Source organism: Marinactinospora rubrisoli (assembly GCF_042664915.1).
GTDB lineage: Bacteria > Actinomycetota > Actinomycetes > Streptosporangiales > Streptosporangiaceae > Marinitenerispora > Marinitenerispora rubrisoli.
Genome location: NZ_JBHTBH010000006.1, coordinates 1 through 24,203, shown reverse-complemented (window position 1 = coordinate 24,203; position 24,203 = coordinate 1). Strand labels below are relative to the sequence as shown.

Sequence of the window (24,203 nt, the reverse complement as noted above, 5' to 3'; positions counted from 1 at the left end):
ATCCCTGTGGAGGGCACGAGCGATGAGCTCCCCTGACGACGAGCGCCGGGTCGAGATGTTCGACGACGACCTGGACGTCCTGCCCGACGTCACCGGTGACGAGCGGGGACCGGGATGGGGCGAGTCGGCGTTCGACGCCGACGAGGCCGATCGCCTGCTGGAGGACCGCCCTCCGCACTGGGCGTGACCCGCGCGGGGGAGCCACCGCACGGTGGCTCCCCGGAACGGCGTCGTGGCGGACGGTAGCCGCCGCCGATTCGGGGAAGGGTGCCGGTATGCGATCCCTCTACATCGACGGAGCGTGGACGAGCTCCGTGGCATCCGAGCCCATCGACGTCGTCAACCCCGCCACCGAAGAGGTCATCGACCAGGTCCCCGCTGGGGATCCCAAGGACGTCGAGCGCGCCGTGGCGGCCGCCCGGGCCGCCTTTCCCGGCTGGAGCGCGCTCCCTCCCGCCGAACGCCATGGCCATCTCATCCGGGCGCTCGCCCTGTTCCAGGAGCGTGCCGACGGCATCGCCCGCGTCATCGCCACCGATGTCGGCGCCCCCCTGACCTTCGCGAGCCGGGTGCAGACCGGCATGCCCCTGACGATGTTCCGCACCTTCCTGGACCTCGTGGCCGGCGAGGTCGGTGAGCGCTTCTTCCAGGGGGAGCGGGTCGGTGGTTCCCTGGTGGTGCGCGAGCCCTACGGCGTGGTGGGCGCCATCACCCCGTGGAACTATCCGCTGCACCAGATCGTGCTGAAGGTCGTCCCGGCGCTGGCCGCCGGAAACACCGTGGTCCTCAAACCCACCGAAGTGGCCCCGCTGGCCGCCTACGCCTTCGCCGAGATCCTGCACGACGCCGGCCTGCCGGCAGGGGTGTTCAACATGGTGTCGGGCACCGGCCCGGTGGTCGGCGAGGCGATCGCCGCCCACCCCGACGTCGACATGGTCTCCTTCACCGGCTCCGGACGCGCCGGCAAACGCGTGGCCGAACTGGCGGCCGGCACCGTCAAGAAGGTCGCCCTGGAACTGGGCGGCAAGTCGCCCAGTGTCATCCTGCCCGGAGCCGACCTCGCCCGCGCGGTGCGGCGCGGCGTCGCCGACGTGATGCGCAACAGCGGGCAGAGCTGCAACGCGCTGACCCGGATACTGGTGCACCACGACCTCTACGACGCGGCGGTGGAGATGGCGGCCGGGTTCGCCGCCGAACACCCGCTCGGCGACCCGTTCGCGGAGGGCGTGCGCATGGGGCCCCTGGTGTCGGCGGTGCAGCGGGACCGGGTGCGCGGCTACATCGAGCTCGGGGTGTCCGAAGGAGCCCGGCTGGTCACCGGCGGGGCCGAACCGCCCGAGGACCTGCCGAAGGGGTACTACGTGCGCCCGACCGTATTCGCCGACGTGCGCAACGACATGCGGATCGCCCAGGAGGAGATCTTCGGGCCGGTGGTCTCGGTGATCGGTTACCGGACGGAGGAGGAGGCCGTGCGGATCGCCAACGACACCGTCTACGGGCTGGCCGCCGCCGTGTGGGCCGCGGACGAGGACCAGGCCCTGGCGGTCGCCCGGCGGCTGCGCGCGGGGCAGGTCGAGGTCAACGGCGGGGGCTTCAACCCGCTGGCGCCCTTCGGCGGCTACAAGCAGTCGGGAGTCGGCCGCGAATGGGGCGTCGCCGGCCTGGAGGAGTTCTGTGAGACGAAGGCCATCCAGCTCCGCGGCTGATCGGTGCCTCGCGGCGCATAGCGTGGGGGGCGGGCCGTGTGCCCGCTGACCTGTGCCACAATGCCGAGCGGCAACGTTCGGTGACGCTAGTCGAGGTGTGAGTTGAGCAAGCCCGTGCAGTCCAAGGCCGGACCCCTGAGCGCGGACATCAAGGCCATGGTGATGACCAACGTCATCGCGGTGGGTTCGCTGGTGCTGTTCGGCGCGATGGGACTGGCCATCGCCACGGTCGCGACCGGGATGCCCTGGGGATAACGCCGCCGGGTCCGGACGTCCGGCCGGCCGCAGCCGCTCGTGCGGCGGGCGGGTTCCGGGCGTCCGGTCGGCGAGTGGGCCCGCCCGGACGACGGCCGCCCGGCTGACCTGCCAGACTGGGGCCGTGCGTGTTTATCTTGGATCCGATCATGCAGGCTTCGAACTCAAGGAGCACCTCGTCTCCTGGCTGAAGGAGCGAGGCCACGACGTGGTGGACGCCGGCCCGGCCCACCTCGACCCCGCCGACGACTACCCGCCGTTCGTGCTGCGCGCGGCCGAGGGGGTCGCCGCCGACGAGGGGGCGCTCGGTGTCGTGATCGGCGGGTCCGGCAACGGCGAGCAGATGGCCGCCAACAAGGTCCGTGGGGTGCGGGCCGCGCTGGTGTGGAACGTCGAGACCGCCGAGCTCGCCCGCCAGCACAACGACGCCAACGTCATCAGCATCGGCGCGCGGCAGCATTCTCACGAGGACGCGACCCGGTTCGTCGAAGTCTTCCTCGGCACCCCGTACAGCGGTGAGGACCGGCACACCCGCCGGATCCGGATGCTGAGCCGGTACGAGGAGAGCGGGGAGCTGCCGCCGCTGCCGTAGCGCGCCGCGGGTGCCGAACGCCACCCGGAAACCGGGTCCGCCCGAGTGGCCTGCCCGCAGTGCGGCGGTGTCACCGGGAGCGCCGGCGCCGTCGGCGCGCCCGCCGTCGGCCGCCGCTCGGGGCGGGCGGCACCACGAGTTCGCCCGCCGGGCCGCCCGTCTCGCGTTGCGGTGCCGTGGAACCGGCGTGCCGCGGATCGGACGGGGAATCCGGCCCGGCCGCTGTCCTTCGGGAGCCGTCGGGTGACCGCTCGGTGCCGCTGCGCTGCCGTTGAGATGGCGCGGAACCGGAACGCTGCCGCCCGTCGTCGCCCACGGCCGGGCCGGACCCCGCGTGTCCGGGGGCATCACCCACCGAGGAGGTCAGGGGACCGGTGCGCGGCCGTGAGACGTCGCGCGCCCGCATCGCCGCGGACAGACTGATGTGCGTCCGTGCCACCGCGGATCCGCCCGTCCCTTCCCTCGCTCGTCCGTTCACGCTCTGCCGCGACGTTAGTACGGGCTCGCGGCGCTGAAAACCCCCTGGCGGGGGAGGACCGCCTGGCCCGCCGGCGGCTCAGAAGATGACGCCGCAGTGCGGGTGCAGCGGCCAGGACAGCGCGGCGTCGAGTTCGGCCACCGCGTGGTCGCGGATCTCGGTGACCCGACCGGCCGCCGCGAGCGCGCCCAACCGGATGCCGCCCAGGTAGGCCGCGCCCAGGTCGGCCACGTCCAGCCGCAGGTCGGGCTCGCGTTCGGTGCGCTCGCAGGCCGCGCCCCGAGGGTCGGCGGACAGCCGCCAGCGTCCGGCGTTCCATGGGCCCGCCGTGTCGGTCACCTCCACGACCACGTCGACCGGCGCGGAGTAGGCGCGTTGTTCCAAGGCGCGCGGCAGGTCGACCAGCCGGATCCAGAGCGCGTCGCTGACGACCGTCCGGGCGCGGTAGTAGTCGGCCAGCAGGTGGTACAGCGGGTCGTCCGGCGGTCGAAGGTCGGCGGTGACCGTGGCGACCAGATCGCGCTGCAGCACGTGCTCCCACAGCATCGCGTAGGCGGCGGGCGCGGTGGCGTACAGCTCCTTCACCTGCAGCTCGCCGGCGGCCACCCCGTAATCGTCCCATCCCGGCCGGACCCGGTACAGGGCGTAGCCGAGCGGGCCCGCGCCGTCCTCCACCAGCACGCACGTGTGGGCGCCGAACCCGCCCCGGGTCTCCTCGGGGTCGGCCAGGATGCGCCGCCACCACCGCTCGTCGCGAGCGAACGTGCCCGGGCGCTGCAGCATGGTGGCCTCGTGCACAACGGCCAGTTCCTTGGCGGCGTCCTCGGGGGCGGTCAGCCGCAGCCGGAGCGCGGGGTCGCGCGGTGCGTCGGCGCGCAGGGCGCCCTCGCCGCGGCCGATCCGGATCGACACGCCGCTGGACGCCGCCCCGTATCCGAACCGGCCGTAGATGCCGCCCTCGCTGGCGAAGAGGGCCGCGACCGCCTCACCGTGCTCCCGCAGGTCGGCGAGCTGGCGGCGCATCAGCGCGCTCAGCACGCCGCGCCGGCGGTGCGTGGGCCGCACGCCCACCGCGCTGACGCCGGCCACCGGCCGCGGACCGCCCGGCAGGGTCATCGAGAAGCGGTGCGCGAGCGTCGTGCCGACGATCCGGGCGCCGTCGAAGGCGGCCAGCGTACGGTCGGGCTCGATGAGCGGGCGCCAGACCTCAGGAGGCGGCCCGGGCGTGGCCGACATGAGCATGGCCTCAAGGCCGACCTGCCGGAAGTCGTGGAGTTCGTCGGGGACGATCGGGCGGATGGTCCAGGGTTCCTGGCCGCCGGAAGACCGGGTGGCGGGGTGGCCGCCGTGTGCGGTGGACATGTTCCGTCCCTACCAAGGGCGGGCGGGCGCACGCCACCGGTTTTTCCGGCGGGCCGGGCGGCACGGGTGCCGGGGGGGGGTACGGGCCGGCGGGGCCGTGCGCGCGGGGCGGCGCGGATTGTGAGGGACCCTAACGGGGGATTCATGATCGCCCCGCCGCGTGATTTCCCGCCGAATCGGGGGTAAACCGCGCCGGACGCCTGACGTCCGCACGGTTCTCGGCTCATACTTAACCATGAGAAGTTCTGCGGAGTATTCGGTGCGCACGCTGGGTGGATATCGGTTGATCCCATACATGACGCCTGTGGCCGGTCGCGGGCCGCGTGAGACCCCGGGACGGGACCGGCCCACCACGGGGCCTCGCTCCGCAGCTACTCGGACCTTTCCCCGCTCCGCAGCCGCTCGGGCTGAGCAGCAGCGATGAAGGCGTCGTCGGCCTCGAAGATCGCCCGGCACGTGCGCTCCCTCGCGCAACGTGCCGTCGCGGCGTTGCGGCGCAAGGTGCTCTTCCGGTACCGCCTGGTGCTCATCACCCTGGTGGTGCTCGCCGTCGGCATCGGCGTCGGCGCCGTCTGGGGTCCCACCGGCTGGTTTCCGCCCAGCGCGGTGATCCTCACCGTGCTCGCCGGCGGCCTGCTGCTCAAACGCAAGAGCCTGGCGTTCCTGCTGGCCGTGGTCGCCGCGGTGCTGCTGTTCACGGCGTTCGCCCTGGACTTCTCCCAGGTCGGCCCGGGGCTGCTGGTCACCATCGGGGTGACCGCCGTACTCGCCTACCTGCTGTCCGGCGTGCGCGAACGCCTCGGCGTGCAGGGGCTCAGCGGCGAGAAGATGCTGCTGGAGCTGCGCGACCGGCTGCGCGCGCAGGGGCGGCTGCCCGACCTGCCGGACGGCTGGAACTCCACGGCGGTCCTGCAGCAGGCCGGCGGCTCGTCCTTCGGCGGCGACTTCGTGGTGTCCATACGCCGCGGCGACCAGCTCGACCTCGCGGTCGTCGACGTCTCCGGCAAGGGGGTCGACGCCGGGACCCGCGCGCTCCTGCTGTCCGGCGCGTTCGGCGGGCTGATCAGCGCCGTGCCCAGCGGCGACTTCCTCGCCCACTGCAACGACTACCTGATGCGCACGGCGGTGGGGGAGGGGTTCGTCACCGCCGTGCACCTCAGCATCGACCTCGTCAGCGGCGACTACCTCATCGCCTCCGCCGGCCACCCGCCCGCGGTGCAGTTCGACAGCGGCGCCGGCAAGTGGACCACCACCGACGCCAAAGGCGTGGTCCTGGGCGTCATCCCGGAGATGAGCTACACGCCGGTGAAGGGGCGGCTGCGCCCCGGCGACGCCATCATGCTCTACACCGACGGCCTCATCGAGACGCCGGGCGAAGACCTGGACGCCGGGGTCGACCGGCTGCTCGGCGTCGCCGACCAGCTCGTGACCAAGGGGTTCCGCGAGGGAGCCAGCGAGGTCGTCCACACCCTCAGCAAGGACAAGAACGACGACTGCGCGCTCGTGGTGATCTGGCGCTCCTGACGCCCCCGGGCCCCGCTCACGTGAACACCGTGTAACACCTGATGGGCCGTTCGCGGTCCGGCCACGGCGTGCGGCCCGCCGCAGGCGTCCGGCCTCCGCGATGCCGGTAAGGTCGGTGTGTTCCCCGGGCAGACGAGCGGCGCCGCGCACTGCGGCGCGCCTGGTCTGTGCGGCCACGCGGGCGTCGGCAGTGGCCGGAACCGCGGACGTCGGCACCGGGACTCGCCGTTGCGCTTCTCCCACCCGGGTGCCGGTCCGCGCCTGATCACCTCCCACCCCGGCGGCTCACGACCGTCCTTCGGCCGCGAGCGGGGCCCGCGCGTGCCCGGGGACCGACGTGAACCGACGTAACCGACGTAAGAGGTCCGCCGGAACCGGCCGGCGGCGCGCGGGTGACGAGGGGGTGCTCAGCATGGCTGACGACGAGCGGGTCGAACTGGTCGATCTGGTCGAAACCAACGATCTGACCGGTATCCGACTGTGGCTGGCCGAACATCCGCCCTACGAGATTGCCGACGAGCTCGCCCGCATGGACAGCCACCTCGCCATCATCCCGTTCCGGCTGCTGGACAAGGACCGCGAACTGGAGGTGTTCGAGGAACTGGACCCCGGCCAGCAGCAGGCGATCCTGATGGGACTGCGCGACTCCGCCTTCCGCGAGCTGCTGGAACAGATGGACCCCGACGACCGCGCCCGGCTCATCGGCGAGGCCCCCGCCAAGATCGCCACCCGGGCGCTGGCCGGCCTCAGCCCCGCCGAACGCAAGATGACGGCGGCGCTGCTCGGCTACCCGGAAGAGTCGGTCGGCCGGTACATGACGCCCGAGACCGTCATCCTGCACCGCGACCTGCAGGTCGGGCGGGCACTGGAGGTCATCCGCGCCAAGGGCGCCGAGGCCGAGACCGTGTACACGCTGCCGGTCGTGGACGACGGCCGGCGGCTGGCCGGCACGGTCCAGCTCAGCGACCTCGTGGTGAACGGCCCGGACACCGTCCTCAAGGACGTGGTCGACGTCTTCGCGCCCCGCGTGCGCGCCACGGAGCCGGCCGAGGGCGCCGCGCGGCTCATGCAGGAGGCCAACCTCGTCGCGCTGCCCGTGGTGGACTCCGAGGACCGGTTCGTCGGCCTGCTCACCTTCGACGACGCCCTGGAACTCATCGAGGCGGCCGACTCCGAGGACATCGCCCGGCAGTCGGGCGCCAGCCCGGTGACCGGGCACTATGCGGCCGTGGGGGTGCTCCGTCTGGCGCGCGCCCGATCGGTCTGGTTGCTGCTGCTCATCGTGACCTCGACCCTCACCGTCAACGTCATGCAGGGCTTCGAGGGCGTCCTGGAAGAGGTCACGGCGCTCGCGCTGTTCGTACCGATGCTGACCGGCACCGGCGGCAACGTCGGATCCCAGTCGGCGACCGCGATCGTACGTGCGCTCGCCGTCGGCGAGGTACGGATCCGCGACCTGCCGCGAGTCGCCTGGAAGGAGTCCCGCGTCGGCCTGCTGCTCGGCCTGATGCTGGCGTCCATCGCGCTGCTCATCGGCTCGTTCCTGGTGGGCGGGCGCATCGCGGTGGCCGTGGCGCTCTCGGTGACCGCGGTGTGCACCTGGGCCGCCATCATCGGCAGCAGCATGCCGCTCCTCGCCCGCCGGGCCGGCGTCGACCCGGCCGTCGTCTCGGCACCGCTGGTCTCGACCCTCGTGGACGCCACCGGGCTGCTGATCTACTTCACGATCGCCCGCGCCGTCCTCGGGATCTGACCGCCCTGGAGAACCGGCCCCACTCGGCCGCCCCCGCACGGCGTCAACCCGGGGTGAGTGGGTATGGCAGCAGGGACACCAGTGATGTCCGGCACGACAGGGGGTTGTGACCATGGCTGGGCTCGGTGAAGCGTTCGAGAAGCTCAAGAAGGCGGCGACGGAGAACCGCGAGAAGGTGCAGGAAGGCATCCACAGAGCCGCGGAGGCCGCGAAGGACAAGACGGGCGGCAAGTACGACAAGCACATCGACAAGGCCACCGGCAAGGCCCGCGACTACCTGGACCGCGAGGCCGAGCGCGACCGCCGCGACGACGACCGGTAGCCGTCACGCGCCCTCCGGGAGCGGGCGCGTCGCGCCCGGGCGGTACGTACCGGGGCGGCGCCGTGATCCGGGAGGATGGGGCGCATGGCGCCGTCGTCCGATCCCGCCCGCCTCCGCCGCGGACCGATCCTCCCCGTCCTGCTCGCCCGGGCCCGGATCCCGCTCATGTGGGTCGGCACGGCCGCGCTGGTGTTCGGCGGCCATCTGGGCCTCGGGTGGTGGGGCCGGCTCACCGTCTTCGCGGTGGCGCTGCTCGTCTACCTGCGGCTGGGCCGGATGGACCGCGCACCGCGCACCGTGCTGCCGCCGGTGCGCGGCCGGTGGATGGCGCTGAACAGCCCCGCCGACCACGTGCCCAGCCAGGGCACCCACGCCTACGGGCAGACCTACGCCGTCGCCCTGGTGGCCGAGCCCGCCGACGGCGGCCGGCCCGACATCGGCTGGCGGCCCTTCACCCGGCCGCCCGAGGACTTTCCCGGGTTCGGTGCCACCGTGTACGCCCCGGCCGACGGAACCGTTCTGCGGGTCCATGACCGCCAGCACGACCACCGCAGCCGCAATTCCTGGCCGTGGCTCGTCGGCATGGTGGCCGAAACCGCCGTGCGCGAGCTGCGCGGTCCGGCCGGGCTGCTCGGTAATCACGTGATCATCGACATCGGCGACGGGTGCTATGCCTTGCTGGGGCACCTGCGCCGGGGGTCGGTCACCGTGGCCGCCGGAGACCGCGTCACCGCCGGGCAGCCGATCGCCCGGTGCGGCAACTCCGGCGCCTGCACCGAGCCGCAGTTGCGCTTCCAGCTGATGGAGCACCGCTGGCCGCTGGTCGCCGCCGGAGTGCCGTTCCGGTGGGCGGTCCCCGCCGCCGTCCCGGTCGGCGACGGCTCCGGGGCCGACGCGGCACCGGCGGGCACGGCGCCGCCGCGGAGCTGGCGGCCGTTCACCGTCTGAGACCGTTCAGCCGGCCGGCTCCGGCAGGAGGCCCGCCGTCGCGCGGTCGGTGGCCGGCGGCATCGGCGCGGTGCGCGCGGTCCAGCGGCCGGCCCGGCGCTCGATCCCGATGGGATGGTCGAAGCAGGCGCTGACGGCGTCCGTGGTCAGCACGGAGTCGGCGGGACCGGAGGCCACCACCCGGCCGCGCCGAAGCAGCAGTGCGTGCGTCGTACTCGCCGGGAGGTCCTCCAGGTGGTGGGTGACGAGCACGCTCGCCAGCCGGGGGTGATCCCGCCGCAGCTGGTCGACGCTGGCGAGCAGCTGCTCCCGCGCCGCGACGTCCAGCCCGGTGGCGGGCTCGTCCAGCAGCAGCAACCGCGGGGCGGGCATCAGGGCGCGCGCGATGAGGAGCCGGCCGCGCTCGCCCTGCGACATGGTGGTCCAGTCGGCGTCGCGCAGCCGGTCCACGCCGAGCGACGCCATCAGCCGCCGGGCCCGCCGCTCCTCCTCGGCGGAGGGCCGCCAGCGCGGCGGCGGTTGCACGCTGCCCGTGACACCGGTCAGCACGACCTGCCGTCCGGTCAGGGCCGAGGAGAGCGGGTGCCGGGGGTTGACGTGCCCGATGTGCCGGCGCAGCTCGCGGACGTCGACCCGGCCGAGCCGATGGCCCAGGACGTGCACCTCGCCGCGCGTGGGGTGCGTCTGGGCGCCGAGCAGACCGAGCAGCGTGCTCTTGCCCGCCCCGTTGGGGCCCAGCAGCGCCCAGTGCTCGCCGGGGCGGACCACGAGATCCACCCCGTCGAGCAGGACGTTGCCCCCGCGAACGAGGTCGACCCCGCGCACCGCCATGATCGGCTGCTCCGCGTTCACCGCACACCCTTTCCGCCGCTCACCGGCCGCCGTGGACATGATCCGCCACGGTACCCCCGACCGGGCGCCGCGCCGGGCGTGGGTTCCGGCGACACCGGGCCGGCACGGGCGGGGCGGGGAGCTGCGCGGATACCGTGATGAGGGATCGGGAGCGGAATTCGCCGGATGCCGGACCAGGGGGAGGTGCGCGAGCCGTGACGTCGCCGGGGCCGCCGACGCGGCTCGTCGTGTGCCGTGGCTGCTGCTGCGGCACCCGGAAGAAGCGGCCGGGAGTCGACCACCGGGGACAGCTCCGGCGGTTGCAGGCGTTGCGTGACCCCGCCGACCGGCCGGTTCCGGTGCGGGTCAGCAAGTGCCTGGGGATCTGCTTCCAGGCCAACGTCGTCGTGGTCCAGCCCTCCGCCGCGGGCCGCGCTGCGGGAGCGCGGCCGGTGTGGCTGGGGGAGTTCACCGAGGACGTGCTGATCGACGAGCTGGACGCCTGGATCGCGGCCGGAGGCCCGGGGGTGGCGGCGATGCCGGAGTCGCTGGTGCCGCACGTGACCAGCAAGGACGCGAAGAAGCCGAAGAAGAAAAAGCGCAAGAAGATCAAAAAACAGCAGCTCAAGAAGGCCAAGAAGGCCAAGAAGCTGCAGAAGGCGGAACGGCGCGCGAAAGGTGCGGGGAAGCGCGGCCGGAAGCACAAGGCTTGACTCACGGTGCAGGTCCGGCATGTGTGGTATCGCGCGACCTGTACCCCCGTGCCGTCGCCGCTGTAGGGTACGGGCCGACAGCGATCACCCAGCCGACACGGGGAAGCACGGCACAGTGACTGACAACAGCGCGTACGCGGAGATCTTCGACCTGGTCGACACCGACGACAACGGCCGCATCTCGGTGGAGGAACTCCGGGGGCTCGTGGAGCGCCTCGGCGAGCCGGTGAGCGAGGAGCGCATCGACGAGGCACTTCGGGTGCTCGACACCAGCGGCGACGGACTCGTCTCCCTGGAGGAGTTCGCCCGGTTCCTGAGCGAACGGAGCGCCTGAGCCTCCGGGCCGACGACGCCGGGTCGGTGAGCGGGCCGACCGACACCGCGCGTGGGGTGCTCCGTGAGGGGGCGGCCGGCAGCGTACGCTGCCGGCCGCCCCCTCACGCGTCGCGGGACGGGGGTCCCGCCGACGGCGGTCCAACGGGTCGCCGGCCCGTCACGCCGCGGGAACGGCGCCCCGCATCGGCGGATTGAGCCGGGCGAAGCCCTCCTGCCGGTGGTACGGGAAGTACGGGTAGGGCGGTGTCACGGTGCTGGCGTCGTCGAGCCGTGCGACCTGTTCGGGCGTCAGCGCCCAGCCGACGGCACCGAGGTTCTGCCGGAGCTGCGCCTCGTCGCGGGCGCCGATGATGACCGAGGCGACCGTCGGTCGGTGCAGCAGCCAGTTGAGGGCGATCTGCGGAACCGCCTGGCCGGTCTCCTCCGCGATCTCCTCCAGGACGTCGACCACGCGGAATAGGCGCTCGTCCTCCACCGGGGGGCCGTAGTCGGCGGTCTGGTGCAGTCGGCTGTGTGCCGGGAGCGGCCGGCCGCGGCGGACCTTGCCGGTCAGCCTGCCCCAGCCCAGCGGACTCCAGACGAGGGCGCCGACGCCTTGGTCCTGCGCGAGCGGCAGCAGCTCCCACTCGTAGTCGCGGCCGACCAGCGAATAGTAGACCTGGTGTGCGACGTAGCGCGGGTAACCGGACTGCTCGGCGATCGCGAGCGACTTCATCAACTGCCAGCCCGAGAAGTTCGAGACGCCGACGTAGCGCACCTTCCCCGCGCGCACGAGACCGTCCAACGTGGACAGCACCTCCTCGATCGGGGTTCCGGCGTCGAACGCGTGCAACTGCAGGAGGTCGATGTGGTCGGTGCCGAGGCGGCGCAGTGCGTCCTCGCACGCCCTGATCAGGCGTGAGCGTGCCGATCCCGCGTCGTTGGGGCCGTCGCCCATGGGCAGGCTGGTCTTGGTGGACAACAGCACCTGGTCCCGTCTGCCCTTGATCGCCTCGCCCAACACCTCCTCCGAGGCGCCGGCGGAGTAGACGTCGGCGGTGTCGAACATCGTGACGCCGGCGTCCAGGCAGATGTCCACGAGTCGTCGTGCCTCGCGGGCGTCGGTGCTGCCCCACGCACCGAAGAGTTCGCCGCGGCCGCCGAAGGTGCCGGCTCCGAAACTCAGCGCCGGGACCTTGAGGCCGGACGCCCCCAACCGTCGGTACTCCATGGTGGATCCTCCTTTGGTGCGGTGTCAGTCAGCCGCTCCGTCGGTCGCCCGTGCCGGGCACGGCGGAGCCGTCGACCGCTAATGGTTCTGTTGTTCCATTAAGCGTCACGCTAGCATGGGGAAGGAGCTAAAGGAACTGGAGACCCGTTATGACGATCGAGGGTGCCGAACCGGGGACCGTCCGGCCCGGAGGGCGCACGGCGCGGGTACGGGCCGCTGTGCTGCGTGCGGCGGGTGACGCGCTGGCGGAGCAGGGCTTCGCTCACCTGGACCTCGCTGACGTCGCCCGCCGCGCCGACGTGGGCAAGACGACGGTCTACCGCCGCTGGGGGACGGTCACCGGACTGGTGGCGGATCTGCTGCTGGACATGGCGGAGCAGTCGCTGCCCCGGACCCGGACGGGCTCCCTGCTCGGTGATCTGCGGGCCAACGCCCGCCTCGTGCAGCGCACCCTCACCGACCCGCGGCAGGGGCCGCTGTTCAAGGCGGTGATCGCGGCCGCCACCTGCGACGAGCGGACCGCCGGCGCCCTGCGTCGCTTCTACCGCACCCGCATCGAGGAGTGGGCGCCCTGCGTGCGCGAGGCCGTCGAACGGGGTGAGGTGCCCGAAGGCACCGACCCCCACGAGGTGATCCGCGCGGTCTCGGCGCCGCTGTACTACCGCCTGCTCGCCAGTAACGATCCCGTCGACGAGGCCACCGCAGATCGGGCGGCCGAGGCGGCCGCCATCGCGGCGCGGGCGGGCGCCTATGTCAACTGACGCGGCTGAGGAATGGGTCACCTCCGTGCCGTGGAGGTGGTGTGACGGGAACCACGTGGTCGGGTCCGTGATACCGCGGAATGCGGCGGGTTCCGACGCTGTTGATCCCCCTCGGACGGGCAAGACTGCGGAGTCTGCAGCTTTTCGTTCTGCGTAAAGTTGCGTGTCGTGCAATAATGGCGGGGTGGGTGACGTGGATGCGATGGGGCTGCGGGAGCGCAAGAAGCAGGCCACGCGGCGGGAGTTGCGGCGGGCGGCGTTGCGGCTGGCCGCCGAGCACGGCGTGGAGAGCGTGACCGTCGACGAGATCGCGGCCGCGGCCAATGTCTCCCCCCGGACGTTCTTCAACTACTTCCGGTCCAAGGAGGACGCGCTCCTGGAGTTCGCCGCCCCACGGCCGACTCCGGAGGCGCGTGCGTCGTTCCGCGGCGGCGGACCCACCGGAGTGCTCGTCGAGGACCTGCGGGTCTACGTCGCCTCCGCCCTGCCGGACGAGGAGGCGCTGCCCCTCGCCGAGGAGATCCGCTGGCGGAAGTGTCTCCTCACGCGGGAGCCGCAACTGGCCAAGCGGTTCATGTCGGCGTTCCAGGCCACCGAGTCGGAGATGGCCGAGGACGTCGCCGCCCGTACCGGTGACACGCCCGACGACGTCCGGCCGCAGCTCACCGCGGCACTCGCCACCGCGGCCATGCGGTTCGCGATGCGCCGCTGGGTGCAGTCGGAAGGACGGGACGACCTCCGGGCGATCCTGTCCGGCACCTTCGAGGCCCTGAAGCGGGGCCTCTGACGCGGCGCCCCGGCAGCAGGGCGACCGCGCACCCCGAACCACCCCGACCGCCCGTCCCGGGCCGGCCGCCCCTGACCCCGGGCACGGCCGGTGACGGGACGTCTTCCCCACCGCAGTACCCCGCATGACCCCCGGGCCGCGGGCGCCGACGCCGGTGCTTGCTGTCCGGTATGTACCTTTGATCACTCTCGTCGGGAAAGCGAGTCCCGCATGACAACCACCACCCGCGCGGAACAGCCGTTACCGGAGCCCGCGCCGGAATCAGAATCCGACGGCTTCAGCAAGCGGCAGATCACCTGGATCTTCGTCGGCGTGATGCTGACCATGCTGCTGGGCGCCCTGGACCAGACCATCGTCTCCACCGCGTTGCCGACCATCGTCGGCGAGCTGAACGGGCTCGAACACCTCTCCTGGGTGGTCACCGCCTACATGCTCGCCTCGACGATCGGCATGCCCATCTATGGCAAGGCTGGTGACCTGTTCGGCCGCAAGGTCGTCTTCCAGTTCGCCATCGTGGTCTTCCTGGTGGGCTCGGTGCTGTGCGGCATCGCCCAGGACATGACCCAGCTCATCATCTTCCGCGCGATCCAGGGGATCGGCGGCGGCGGGCTGATGATCGGCGCCCAGGCGATCATCGCCGAGGTGGTCTCGGCGCGCGAGCGCGGCAAGTACATGGGCTTCATGGGCGGTGTCTTCGGGCTCGCCTCGGTCGGCGGCCCGCTGCTCGGCGGCCTGTTCACCGACCAGCTCGACTGGCGGTGGATCTTCTACATCAACCTGCCGCTCGGCGCCGTGGCCCTGTTCGTCACCGCGGTGGTGCTGAAGCTCCCCAAGCGCTCGGGGCCCAAGCCCAGGCTCGACTACCTGGGCACCATCCTGCTGGCGGCGGCCAGCGCCGGCATCGTCCTGGTCACCAGCTGGGGCGGCGGCGAGTACGCGTGGACCGACCCGGTCATCCTGGCGCTGATCGCCGGTGTCATCGTGGCGGCCGTGCTGTTCGTGGTCGCCGAGCGGTTCGCCGAGGAGCCCATCATCCCGCTGCGGCTGTTCCGGGACCGGGACTTCGTGCTGACGGCCCTCATCGGCATCACGGTCGGCGTGGGCATGTTCTCCACCGTCTCCTACCTGCCGACCTTCTTCCAGATGGTCAACGGGGCGTCCGCGACCGAGTCCGGCCTGATGGCGCTGCCGATGGTCGTGGGCATGCTGGGGGCCACCATCAGCACGGGGCGGATCATCTCCGCCACCGGCCGGTACAAGGTGTGGCCGATCGTGGGCACCGCCGTCATGATGGTGGGCCTGGTGCTGCTCTCCCAGATGGACGCCGACAGCGGCTACCTGTTCAACGCGTTCGGGATGCTGGTCATGGGCGCCGGTGTCGGCATGGTGATGCAGAACCTGGTGCTCATCGTGCAGAACACCGCCCCTAAGCGGGACCTGGGCACGGCCACGTCGGCGAACAACTACTTCCGCCAGATCGGCGCCTCCTTTGGCATCTCGATCTTCGGAACGCTGTTCGTCAGCCGGCTGAACGACCTGACGGCCGACGCCCCCGGCCGGCTGGCCGGGCTCCAGGTGCAGGCGGGGGAGGGCGGTCTCAGCTCCCTGACCCCGGAGATGCTGCGGGCGCTGCCGAGCGAGGCGCGCGACTTCATCGTGCGGTCGTTCGCCGAGGCGCTGCCGCCGATCTTCCTGTTCGCGGTGCCGGTGGCGTTCCTCGGGTTCGTCCTGAGCTTCTTCCTGGTGGAGAAGCCGCTGTCGACCACGGTCGGCGGTGCGCCGGAGCGCCCCGCGGACGACCGGGACCCCGTGGCGGCCGAGGCGTAGGTCCGGCGGCCACCGGGGACGGTGTCTCCGCGGCGGCGACGGGAAACGACGGGGGCGGGTGTGCCGGACGCACACCCGCCCCCGTCCGCCGTTCCCGGGCTTTTCCGCCCCCCTCAGCGGCTGCCGGTGGCGCTGCGCCGCTCCTGGGCGGCGAACTGCGTGCGGTACAGCGCGGTGTAGAGCCCGCCGTGCGCGAGCAGCTCCTCGTGGGTGCCGCGCTCCAGGATCCGGCCGTCCTCCAGGACGAGGATCTGGTCGGCCTCGCGGACCGTGGCCAGCCGGTGGGCGATCACCAGGGAGGTGCGGCCGGCGAGCGCGGTGCGCAGCGCCTCCTGCACCGCCGCCTCCGACTCCGAGTCCAGGTGCGCGGTGGCCTCGTCCAGCACCACCACCGCGGGCGCCTTCAGCAGCAGCCGGGCGATGGCCAGCCGCTGCTTCTCGCCGCCGGACAGCCGGTAACCGCGATCGCCCACCATCGTGTCCAGTCCGTCAGGCAGTGCGTCGAGCAGCGGACCCAGCTGGGCGGCGCGCATGGCCTCGGCGAGTTCGGCGTCGGTGGCGTCCGGCCGGGCGTACCGGAGGTTCGCCCCCACCGTGTCGTGGAAGAGCTGGGTGTCCTGAGTGACCACGCCGACGGCGTCCCGCAGCGACTGGGCGCGGACTTCACGCAGGTCCAGCCCGCCGATCCGCACGGTGCCCGAGGTGGGGTCGTAGAGCCGCGAGACCAGGTGGGTCAGCGTCGTCTTTCCCGCCCCCGACGGGCCGACGAGTGCGATGAGCTGGCCGGGCCGGGCCGTGAGGCTCACCTCGCTGAGCACCTGGGTGTCGTCCAGTGTCTCGGCGTGCGGGGTGAGTTCCAGGGAGGCGAGGGAGGACTCCGCGGCCGTCGGGTAGCGGAACGAGACCTCGTCGAACTCCACCGACAGCGGGCCGTCCGGCAGGTCCCGGGCGTCCGGCCGCTCCTCGATCATCGGCCGCAGGTCCAGGATCTCGAAGACCCGGTCGAAGCTGACCAGCGCGGTCATGATCTGCACCTGCACGTTGGACAGCGCGGTGATCGGGCCGTACAGCCGGACCAGCAGGGTGGTCAGCGCCACCAGGGTGCCCAGCTCGAAGGCGCCGCCCACCACCAGGTTGCCACCCGCGCCGTACACCACGGCGGTCGCCATGGAGGTGATCAGCCCGATCATCGTGAACAGCAGCCCGCCGACCACGGCCTGGGTGACGCCGATGTCGCGGACCCGGCCGGCGCGCTCGGTGAACCCGGCGACCTCCGCCTCGGGCCGGCCGTACAGCTTGACCAGCATCGCGCCGCCCACGTTGAACCGCTCGGTCATCAGCGAGCTCATCTCGGCGTTGAGCTGCATCCCGTCACGGGAGATCCGGGCCAGCCGGCGCCCGATGTACCTGGTCGGGATCAGGAACAGCGGCACCAGCAGCAGCGCGACCAGGGTGATCTGCCAGGACAGCACCAGCATGGTCACGAGGACCGCGGCGGTGCTGATGACGTTGGAGACCACGGACTGCAGGACCGAGGTGATGGCCTGCTGCGCGCCCACGACGTCGGTGTTGAGCCGGCTGATCAGCGATCCGGTCTGCGTGCGGGTGAAGAAGGCCAGCGGCATCCGTTGCACGTGCGCGAACACCTGTGAGCGCAGCAGGTAGATGACGCCCTCGCCGATGCGGGCCGACAGCCACCGGCCCGTCAGCGACAGAGAGGCGTCCAGTACGGCCAGCAGCGCCACCGCGACGGCCAGCAGGGTGACCAGCCGCCCGTCGCCGTGCGCGATGCCGTCGTCGATGATGGCCCGGAGCAGCAGCGGGTTGGCCACGATGATCGCGGCGTCGACGGAGGTCACCAGCAGGAACACCGCGATGGACCGCCAGTGCGGCCGTGCGTACCCCGCCACCCGCCGGACGGTCCCGGGGGCCAGTTCCGCCCCCTTCGCCGAGCCGTCGTTCACCAGGGACCGGAAATGCGGCGGTCCGCCCATCATCGCCATGACCGACTCCGATTCGTGCGAGTTCGCGACGCTCTGCGCCAGATACCTCAACGCGTGCGGGCGGCGCGGGCTTCCCGGAACGGAGCGGGGGGACGCGCGGTGAGATTCAGCCACGGAACGTGAGTGCGGCGTCGCGCATTGTCGCACCTCCTCTCGTAATTGAAATGCCGACCGGCCGGGAAATCGAAATTGTCGGCAATTCGGCGCGGAGGTGGAGTGTTGCCGGTGCAGTCCACAGTCGGCCATTTCTCCGAGTTGCCAATGATCTTCGGGCAGCGAAGGATGATCCTGGGAAGTTGAGCGATTTCCTGCAACGGGGGACGACGGGTATGGGGCTGTACCGTCGGCACGCGGGGGCTGCGGGGCGTCTGTGACATCGCGTGACCGTGGTTCAGGGCAGTGCAATTGTGCACACCGGCGTGCACGTCGAGGAGTTCCGAGGAGAAATGCCTTCCTTCCTCGGCGAACACCGGGCACACCGTGAATCCCGCTTTCCGGCCTTCGGGGAATTCCTCGATTTCCGCGGTAGGTGATCGCTCCTGTCCGCGCGCGCCCGCGTCGGATCGATGCGGTGCGCCTACGGGCGGGACGGAAAGAAGAAGGGGATGCCGGGTGGCCGACGAACTGACCGAACTGTGCCAGGATCTGCTCTCCTCCCTGCCGCGGCGCGACCAGCGCCGCTGGGGAGCGACCTACGTCCGGGGGCTGGTCAGCTGCCAGGGGCGCAAGTCGATCCAGAACATGGCCGCCCTGGTCGAGGACCGAGGTGCGGACCAGAGCCTCCAGCAGTTCGTGAACCAGAGCCCGTGGGACTGGAGGCCCGTGCGCCGCCGGCTCGCCCAGCGCGCGGTCGCCGTGCTGCGCCCGCGCGCGTGGGTCGTCAACGAGGTGGTCTTCCCCAAGACGGGGCGGCACTCGGTCGGGGTCGAGTACCAGTTCGCCGGGACGCTCGGGCGGGCCGTGAACTGCCAACTCGGCCTCGCGCTCTCGGCGGTGGGCGCCGACGGCGACGCCGTGCCGCTGAACTGGCGGCTGCAGCTACCACGGAGCTGGGACGGCGACACCGAGCGCCGCCGCCGCGCCTACCTGCCCGACGAGGAGCGGTACCGGTCCCTCGGGGTGCTCCTGGTGGAACTGGTGGAGGAGAGCGTGCGGGAGTGGCGGCTGCCCCCCGCGCCCGTCCTGGCCGACACCCGGCACTGCGTCGGCGCCGAGCGGCTCGCGGCGGCGCTGCACGAGCGGGGCGTCGGTTACCTGCTGCGCGTCAACGGCGGATTCACCGCGCGGCTGGGCAACGTGCCTCCGGCCGCCCCGCGCGGCGTCCCGGTGCCAGGGCGAGGCGCGCAGGCCGGCGTGCGGCGCGTCTCCGAGCTGGCCGACGCCCTCGTCACCCGGCCGCGCGGCGCCGGGGCGCCGCCCGGTGGGCGGATCGCCGTGGGTCGTTCGGCGCACCTGCTCACCGTGCCGGTCTCGCCGGAGGCGCCGCGGGGGCGCGGGCTGCGGCGGAGCGCCCAGCAGCGGGTGACGCCCGCCCGGCTGCTGCTGCGCTGGCCGGCCGGGCGGCCGCAGCCGGAGGCGTACTGGATCACGAACCTGGGCGGCCGGACGCCACAGGACCTCGTCGAGCTCTGGGACGGCCACGCGTTCGCCGACCGTCACCTCGGCCGGATGCGCGAGCGGTACGGACTCGCCGACTTCGAGGGGCGTTCCTACCGGGGCTGGCACCACCACGTCACGCTGGCATCGGTGGCGGCGGCGTCGGAGATCGTCGGGCGGCCGGGGGCGGGCGAACTGGCGCTGGACGGCGGCGCCCGCGCGGAGTGATCGGGGCGGGCGCCCCGGGCCACGCCTGCCGCACACGGTCAGGCGGTTGCGGCGGCCGTCACAGCGAGCGCGACAGGTACTCCAGCGTCGCCGTGGTGGATCGGCCCCGGGTGAGCGGCAGCTCCCACGCCTCGGCGCCCAGGGCGTGCGCCCCGCGGCGCTTGGCCGCGGTGTAGGGGTCGCCGGCCGTGTAACCGAGCGCGGCCGGCCGGAGCGGCCGGAGCAGCTCGGTGTAGTGCTCCCAGTCGTTGACCTCTGGCGGCCCCGACACGACGAAGACTCCGTCGACGCAGGACAGCGCCGCCAGCACCTCGGCGCGCTCCACGGCCCGGTTCACCGGCCGCCCCGGGCCCTTCCAGTCCCGCACCCGGTCATCGTCCTCGACGCCGACCAGCAGCGGGCGGCCACGCTCGCGCAGCGCGGTCAGGAAGCGCACGTGCCCGACGTGCAGCACGTCGAACACCCCGGTCACCACCACCGGCGCCTCAACGGACTCCGGCTCGGCGAACCAGGCGAGCGTCAGCCCGGCCTCCGGGACGTCCGTCGGATCCGAACTCGTCATCATCCACCCATCACAGCGGCAGGGGACCGGTCGCCTGCTCCCGCGGCGCGTCGCCGGTCCCGAACGGACCCGCACGACCCCGAACAACCTGGAACGGCCTCGACCGGAGGGGCGAACCGCGGTGCCCGGCTCTCAACATACCCGGGCACCCTCACGACGTTGCGCGAAGCGACCCCCGGCCGGGAACGTACGGGCCGAGGTGGCGGTCACCCGGCCGTCCCCGGGAACGGACAAGGGGCCGGATCCCGTGGACACGGCCCCTTGTGGTAGTGGAGCGGGCGACGGGAATCGAACCCGCACGACCAGCTTGGAAGGCTGGGGTTCTACCATTGAACTACGCCCGCATGGCACCGGCTGCCTTGAGTTTCCTCTAGACTCGTTGCGCCGACGGGGACCAGAGTACAGTCTCCGAAGCGTGGCTCGCACATGGAAAGCGCGGACCGCGCGTGGTTCACGGGGAGTAGCGCAGCTTGGTTAGCGCGCATGCTTTGGGAGCATGAGGCCGCGGGTTCGAATCCCGCCTCCCCGACGGAAACGGTTCATGCCGTCGGGGGGCTCGCCCGGTGGCCGGAAGGGGCTGCCTGTCTGCCCTAGACTTGGCGTGATGAGCAAGGATCCGTGAATCACGTTCGAGATCTAGTCTCTCGTGTCTTGTGACGTCCCGCAGTCGGTGCCCGCCGACCGTCGCGTCTCGCGTCGTGGTCGTGTGCCGTGCCCTGTGCCGGGTCGTACCGGAAAACAGCCGGAAATCTAGGAGTACCGCCCCGTGAAGACCGATGTCGAGGAGCTCAGCCCGACCCGGGTCAAGCTGACCATCGAGGTTCCGTTCGAGGAACTCGACCACGCCTTCGACGTGACATACAAGTCGCTCGCCAAGCAGGTCCGGATCAAGGGCTTCCGCCCGGGTAAGGCGCCGGCTCGGCTGATCGACCGCTACGTCGGCCGCGGTGCGGTCATCAGCGAAGCGGTGAACCACGCGGTCCCGGAGCTCTACAACGAGGCCGTCCAGAAGGAGGACGTCTTCGCGCTGGGGCAGCCGGAGGTCGAGATCACGCGGCTGGAGGACGGTGAGCAGCTCGCCTTCACCGCCGAGGTCGACGTCCGGCCGAAGTTCGAGGTCCCGGACTTCGACGGCCTGGAGGTGACCGTCGACGACGCCGCCGTGACCGAGGAGCAGGTCGACGACCAGCTCGGCAACCTCCGCGAGCGCTTCGCCACGCTGACCGGCGCCGAGCGGCCCGCCCAGACCGGTGACCACGTCTCGATCGATCTGTCCGCCGCCGTCGACGGCGAGAAGCTGGAGGACGTGCAGGCCAGCGGCGTCTCCTACGAGATCGGCACCAACACGATGCTGGAGGGCCTGGACCAGGCCCTGGAGGGGCTGTCGGCCGGCGAGTCGGCGACCTTCGCCACCAAGCTCGTCGGCGGTGAGTACGAGGGCCGCGAGGCCGACGTCACCGTCACCGTGCACAGCGTCAAGATCAAGGAGCTCCCGGAGCTCGACGACGAGTTCGCCCAGATGGCGAGCGAGTTCGACACCATCGAGGAGCTGCGGACCGACGTCCGCACCCGCCTGGAGCAGGTTCGCCGCCTCCAGCAGCTCTCCCAGGCCCGCGATCGCGCGCTGGAGAAGCTGGTCGAGTCCGTGGACATCCCGCTGCCGGACAGCGTGGTGCAGGAGGAGATCGACCGCCGGCGCGAGTCGCTGGAGCAGCAGCTCAGCCAGAGCGGCCTGACCCGCGAGGCCTACCTGGAGTCGCTGGAGCAGTCCGAGGAGGAGTTCGAGGAGGAGCTCACCAAGGGCGCCACTTCCGCGGTCAAGGCCGGGTTCGTCCTGGACCAGCTCGCCATCCAGGAGGAGCTGGCCGCGGACAACTCCGAGCTCACCGAGTACGTGGTGAACCAGGCGCAGCGCATGGGCGTCTCGCCGGACCAGCTCGCGCAGCACCTGGTGGAGTCCAACCAGATCCGGGTCGCCTACACCGAGGTCGTGCGCGGCAAGGCCATGGACCTCGTGGTGAGCAAGGCCCGGATCACCGACGAGTCGGGCAACGAGGTCAAGCCGGACAACGCGTCCGAGGACGAGTCGGCGCCCGCCGCGGAGGAGGCCACCGCGGAGCCCACCGAGGCTGCGGAGGACACCGAGGCGGCAGCCGCGGCCGAGCCCACGGAGACGGCCGCCGAGGACAAGCCCGAGAAGTCCTAGCAGCGTCCGAAGGGCCGCCGAAGCGCCCCGAGGAGCCTGGCGGAGCCCCGCCGCGCGACGACCGTCGCGCGGCGGGGCTCTCGCGTTCGCCGGCTGCGGAAACGCCAGGTCGCGGGCGGCGGTACCTGCGCTCAAAGCGAACAGGGGCGTGATCGGTGCGAGCGAGTCCGGGAAGCGCGTTAGTGTCGCAAGCGTCGCAACCGTTTCGATTCCGGAGCAGGTGACGAGAGTGCCGCCGACCTTCAACGAGTCCATGCGAATCGATGCCCGTACGGCCGAGTCGCCTCTTCCCCCGATGTTCGACCAGACGACGCAGCGTCTGCTGCGCGAGCGCATCGTCTTCCTCGGCCAGCAGGTCGATGATGACATCGCCAACCGCATCGTGGGCGAACTGCTGCTGCTCTCCGCCGAGGACCGCCAGCGGGACATCACGCTGTACATCAACTCGCCCGGTGGTTCGGTGACCGCCGGTATGGCGATTTACGACATCATGCAGTACATCCCCAACGACGTCCGCACCGTGGGCATTGGCCTGGCCGCCTCGATGGGGCAGCTGCTCCTTTGCGCGGGTGCCCCCGGAAAGCGCTACGCGCTGCCGCACACCCGCGTGATGATGCACCAGCCCTCCGGAGGGATCGGGGGTACCGCCTCCGACATCCGCATCCTGGCCGACCAGCTGCTCTACGTGAAGAAGATGTTCCTGGACCGGGTCTCGACGCACACCGGCCAGACGGTGGAGCAGATCACCAAGGACGCCGACCGGGACCGCTGGTTCACGGCCGCCGAGGCCAAGGAGTACGGCTTCATCGACGAGGTTCTCGCCGACACCCTGGACGTCACGTCCGGAGGCGCCAACTAGCTCACGACCTCGCCGGGTGACCCCGACGAACCGCCCCGTCTGGACATGCGCAGCGTGGAAGGCCAGAACATGACCGCATACAACCTCAACCCCGACCCCTACGGTGCGGCTCCCCGGAGCCCGCAGAGCCGTTACATCATCCCCTCCTTCGTCGAGCGCACCACGTACGGCGTCAAGGAGATGAACCCGTACAACAAGCTCTTCGAGGAGCGGATCATCTTCGTCGGGGTGCAGATCGACGACACCTCGGCGAACGACATCATCGCGCAGTTGATGACGCTGGAGCACATCGACTCCGACCGCGACATCCAGATGTACATCAACTCGCCGGGCGGGTCCTTCACCTCGCTCATGGCCATCTACGACACGATGCAGTTCGTCCGGCCGGACATCCAGACGGTCTGCGTCGGCCAGGCGGCCTCGGCCGCCGCGGTGCTCCTGGCCGCCGGCACCCCCGGCAAGCGCGCCTGCCTGCCCAACTCGCGGATCCTGATCCACCAGCCCGCGACCGAGGGCAGCTACGGCCAGGCCAGTGACATCGAGATCCAGGCCAACGAGATCATGCGGATCCGCAAGCAGCTGGAGAGCGCGCTCGCCCGCCACACCGGGCGCACCGAGGAGGAGATCTCCAGGGACATCGAGCGCGACAAGATCCTGACGGCCCAGGAGGCCAAGGAGTACGGGATCGTCGACGACGTGATGCCGTACCGCAAGGCGTCGGCCAAGTAGGGTCGAAGGACGCCATGGAGCGACGAAGCGGGCCGGCCGGCGCACACGCCGATCGCCGCGTGCGGTGAAGCCGGCCCACTTCTTCGCTTAGGCTCGGAGGACGACGCACAGCTCACCCTGTTAGTCGCTCGGCGTGGAGCGCTTATCCTGAAAAGCGGTAGCCTGCTCGCGACAAGGGCTCGCCACCGCCTACGGGGAGGGGCGTCCGACGGACGGGCGCCGCCGCACCACGGACGTGGCCCGGTGACGGGGTGGCCTACGTTTTAAGGAGTAGCTGGGTGGCACGCATCGGCGACGGCGGAGACCTGCTGAAGTGCTCGTTCTGCGGCAAGAGTCAGAAGCAGGTGAAGAAGCTCATTGCCGGGCCGGGCGTCTACATCTGCGACGAGTGCATCGATCTCTGCAACGAGATCATCGAAGAGGAACTCGCGGACGCCACCGAGCTCAAATGGGACAGCCTTCCCAAGCCCCGTGAAATCTATGAATTCCTCGACTCCTATGTGATCGGTCAGGAGCAGGCGAAGAAGGCGTTGTCGGTCGCGGTCTATAACCATTACAAGCGGGTGCGGTCGGAGAGTGATCGTCCGCGTGATGAGGATGTGGAGATCGCGAAGT

The 24,203-nt window shown here is 71.5% G+C and carries 23 protein-coding genes and 2 tRNA genes; 19 read left to right on the top strand and 6 right to left on the bottom strand.

Going from position 1 to position 24,203, the window contains the following annotated elements:
• The first annotated feature begins 22 nt into the window (after positions 1-22).
• From ACFQRF_RS13500 to ACFQRF_RS13485, 4 genes are all read left to right on the top strand, one after another.
• Complete coding sequence (locus tag ACFQRF_RS13500) at positions 23-187, top strand: hypothetical protein (RefSeq protein WP_379871422.1); 165 nt, start codon at positions 23-25, stop codon at positions 185-187.
• Between the two features lie 88 nt (positions 188-275).
• Positions 276-1,706 carry an aldehyde dehydrogenase family protein gene (locus ACFQRF_RS13495; protein WP_379871421.1) on the top strand — a complete coding sequence of 477 codons (1,431 nt, stop codon included), beginning with the start codon at positions 276-278 and terminating at the stop codon, positions 1,704-1,706.
• Between the two features lie 102 nt (positions 1,707-1,808).
• Entirely contained in the window at positions 1,809-1,961 is a 153-nt protein-coding gene (locus ACFQRF_RS13490; protein ID WP_379871420.1) for a hypothetical protein, read from the top strand.
• Positions 1,962-2,085: 124 nt separating this feature from the next.
• Positions 2,086-2,553 carry a ribose-5-phosphate isomerase gene (locus tag ACFQRF_RS13485; protein WP_379871419.1) on the top strand — a complete coding sequence of 156 codons (468 nt, stop codon included), beginning with the start codon at positions 2,086-2,088 and terminating at the stop codon, positions 2,551-2,553.
• 556 nt (positions 2,554-3,109) lie between these two features.
• Here the strand turns inward: ACFQRF_RS13485 and ACFQRF_RS13480 are convergent.
• Entirely contained in the window at positions 3,110-4,393 is a 1,284-nt protein-coding gene (locus ACFQRF_RS13480; protein WP_379871418.1) for a GNAT family N-acetyltransferase, read from the bottom strand.
• A gap of 420 nt (positions 4,394-4,813) precedes the next feature.
• Here ACFQRF_RS13480 and ACFQRF_RS13475 point away from each other — a divergent pair, with 420 nt between their 5' ends.
• The 4 genes from ACFQRF_RS13475 to ACFQRF_RS13460 all read left to right on the top strand — a co-directional run bounded on the left by ACFQRF_RS13475 (position 4,814) and on the right by ACFQRF_RS13460 (position 8,940).
• On the top strand, positions 4,814-5,917 hold the full coding sequence (locus tag ACFQRF_RS13475) for a PP2C family protein-serine/threonine phosphatase (RefSeq protein ID WP_379871417.1): 1,104 nt from the start codon (positions 4,814-4,816) through the stop codon (positions 5,915-5,917).
• 412 nt (positions 5,918-6,329) lie between these two features.
• Positions 6,330-7,670: a magnesium transporter gene (gene mgtE / locus ACFQRF_RS13470; RefSeq protein ID WP_379871416.1), complete on the top strand. Its 1,341-nt coding sequence runs from the start codon at positions 6,330-6,332 to the stop codon at positions 7,668-7,670.
• Positions 7,671-7,782: 112 nt separating this feature from the next.
• The gene (locus tag ACFQRF_RS13465) at positions 7,783-7,992 is read left to right on the top strand and encodes an antitoxin (RefSeq protein ID WP_379871415.1); all 210 of its coding nucleotides are present in this window, start codon (positions 7,783-7,785) and stop codon (positions 7,990-7,992) included.
• Between the two features lie 84 nt (positions 7,993-8,076).
• A complete protein-coding gene (locus ACFQRF_RS13460) occupies positions 8,077-8,940 on the top strand; it encodes a peptidoglycan DD-metalloendopeptidase family protein (protein WP_379871414.1) in 864 nt (287 codons plus the stop codon).
• A gap of 6 nt (positions 8,941-8,946) precedes the next feature.
• On the opposite strand, the gene ACFQRF_RS13455 is transcribed toward ACFQRF_RS13460, so the two are convergent.
• Positions 8,947-9,771 (bottom strand): ABC transporter ATP-binding protein, encoded by an 825-nt coding sequence (locus ACFQRF_RS13455; protein ID WP_379871747.1) that lies wholly within the window; start codon positions 9,769-9,771, stop codon positions 8,947-8,949.
• A gap of 215 nt (positions 9,772-9,986) precedes the next feature.
• Here ACFQRF_RS13455 and ACFQRF_RS13450 point away from each other — a divergent pair, with 215 nt between their 5' ends.
• A complete protein-coding gene (locus ACFQRF_RS13450; protein WP_379871413.1) occupies positions 9,987-10,484 on the top strand; it encodes a (2Fe-2S) ferredoxin domain-containing protein in 498 nt (165 codons plus the stop codon).
• 115 nt (positions 10,485-10,599) lie between these two features.
• The gene (locus ACFQRF_RS13445; RefSeq protein WP_379871412.1) at positions 10,600-10,818 is read left to right on the top strand and encodes an EF-hand domain-containing protein; all 219 of its coding nucleotides are present in this window, start codon (positions 10,600-10,602) and stop codon (positions 10,816-10,818) included.
• A 159-nt stretch (positions 10,819-10,977) separates the two neighbouring features.
• Here ACFQRF_RS13445 and ACFQRF_RS13440 read toward each other — a convergent pair whose 3' ends face one another.
• The gene (locus tag ACFQRF_RS13440) at positions 10,978-12,030 is read right to left on the bottom strand and encodes an aldo/keto reductase (RefSeq protein WP_379871411.1); all 1,053 of its coding nucleotides are present in this window, start codon (positions 12,028-12,030) and stop codon (positions 10,978-10,980) included.
• Positions 12,031-12,179: 149 nt separating this feature from the next.
• Between ACFQRF_RS13440 and ACFQRF_RS13435 the strand changes: the two genes are divergently transcribed.
• From ACFQRF_RS13435 to ACFQRF_RS13425, 3 genes are all read left to right on the top strand, one after another.
• Entirely contained in the window at positions 12,180-12,791 is a 612-nt protein-coding gene (locus ACFQRF_RS13435; protein ID WP_379871410.1) for a TetR/AcrR family transcriptional regulator, read from the top strand.
• Positions 12,792-12,975: 184 nt separating this feature from the next.
• Entirely contained in the window at positions 12,976-13,578 is a 603-nt protein-coding gene (locus ACFQRF_RS13430) for a TetR/AcrR family transcriptional regulator (RefSeq protein ID WP_379871409.1), read from the top strand.
• Between the two features lie 210 nt (positions 13,579-13,788).
• Positions 13,789-15,405: an MDR family MFS transporter gene (locus tag ACFQRF_RS13425; RefSeq protein WP_379871408.1), complete on the top strand. Its 1,617-nt coding sequence runs from the start codon at positions 13,789-13,791 to the stop codon at positions 15,403-15,405.
• Positions 15,406-15,518: 113 nt separating this feature from the next.
• Here ACFQRF_RS13425 and ACFQRF_RS13420 read toward each other — a convergent pair whose 3' ends face one another.
• Positions 15,519-17,408: an ABC transporter ATP-binding protein gene (locus tag ACFQRF_RS13420; RefSeq protein ID WP_379871407.1), complete on the bottom strand. Its 1,890-nt coding sequence runs from the start codon at positions 17,406-17,408 to the stop codon at positions 15,519-15,521.
• A gap of 612 nt (positions 17,409-18,020) precedes the next feature.
• Between ACFQRF_RS13420 and ACFQRF_RS13415 the strand changes: the two genes are divergently transcribed.
• Positions 18,021-19,232 carry an IS701 family transposase gene (locus ACFQRF_RS13415; protein WP_379871406.1) on the top strand — a complete coding sequence of 404 codons (1,212 nt, stop codon included), beginning with the start codon at positions 18,021-18,023 and terminating at the stop codon, positions 19,230-19,232.
• 58 nt (positions 19,233-19,290) lie between these two features.
• On the opposite strand, the gene ACFQRF_RS13410 is transcribed toward ACFQRF_RS13415, so the two are convergent.
• Positions 19,291-19,794 carry an adenylyltransferase/cytidyltransferase family protein gene (locus ACFQRF_RS13410; RefSeq protein ID WP_379871746.1) on the bottom strand — a complete coding sequence of 168 codons (504 nt, stop codon included), beginning with the start codon at positions 19,792-19,794 and terminating at the stop codon, positions 19,291-19,293.
• A 270-nt stretch (positions 19,795-20,064) separates the two neighbouring features.
• Positions 20,065-20,138: transfer RNA gene (locus tag ACFQRF_RS13405), tRNA-Gly, on the bottom strand.
• A gap of 110 nt (positions 20,139-20,248) precedes the next feature.
• Between ACFQRF_RS13405 and ACFQRF_RS13400 the strand changes: the two genes are divergently transcribed.
• From ACFQRF_RS13400 to ACFQRF_RS13380, 5 genes are all read left to right on the top strand, one after another.
• Positions 20,249-20,323: transfer RNA gene (locus ACFQRF_RS13400), tRNA-Pro, on the top strand.
• Between the two features lie 237 nt (positions 20,324-20,560).
• Positions 20,561-22,000: a trigger factor gene (gene tig / locus ACFQRF_RS13395; protein WP_379871405.1), complete on the top strand. Its 1,440-nt coding sequence runs from the start codon at positions 20,561-20,563 to the stop codon at positions 21,998-22,000.
• 295 nt (positions 22,001-22,295) lie between these two features.
• On the top strand, positions 22,296-22,859 hold the full coding sequence (locus tag ACFQRF_RS13390; RefSeq protein WP_379871745.1) for a ClpP family protease: 564 nt from the start codon (positions 22,296-22,298) through the stop codon (positions 22,857-22,859).
• A 69-nt stretch (positions 22,860-22,928) separates the two neighbouring features.
• Positions 22,929-23,588 carry an ATP-dependent Clp protease proteolytic subunit gene (locus ACFQRF_RS13385; protein WP_379871404.1) on the top strand — a complete coding sequence of 220 codons (660 nt, stop codon included), beginning with the start codon at positions 22,929-22,931 and terminating at the stop codon, positions 23,586-23,588.
• A gap of 278 nt (positions 23,589-23,866) precedes the next feature.
• On the top strand, positions 23,867-24,203 hold a 337-nt coding region (locus tag ACFQRF_RS13380), incomplete at its 3' end, for a ClpX C4-type zinc finger protein (protein WP_379871403.1).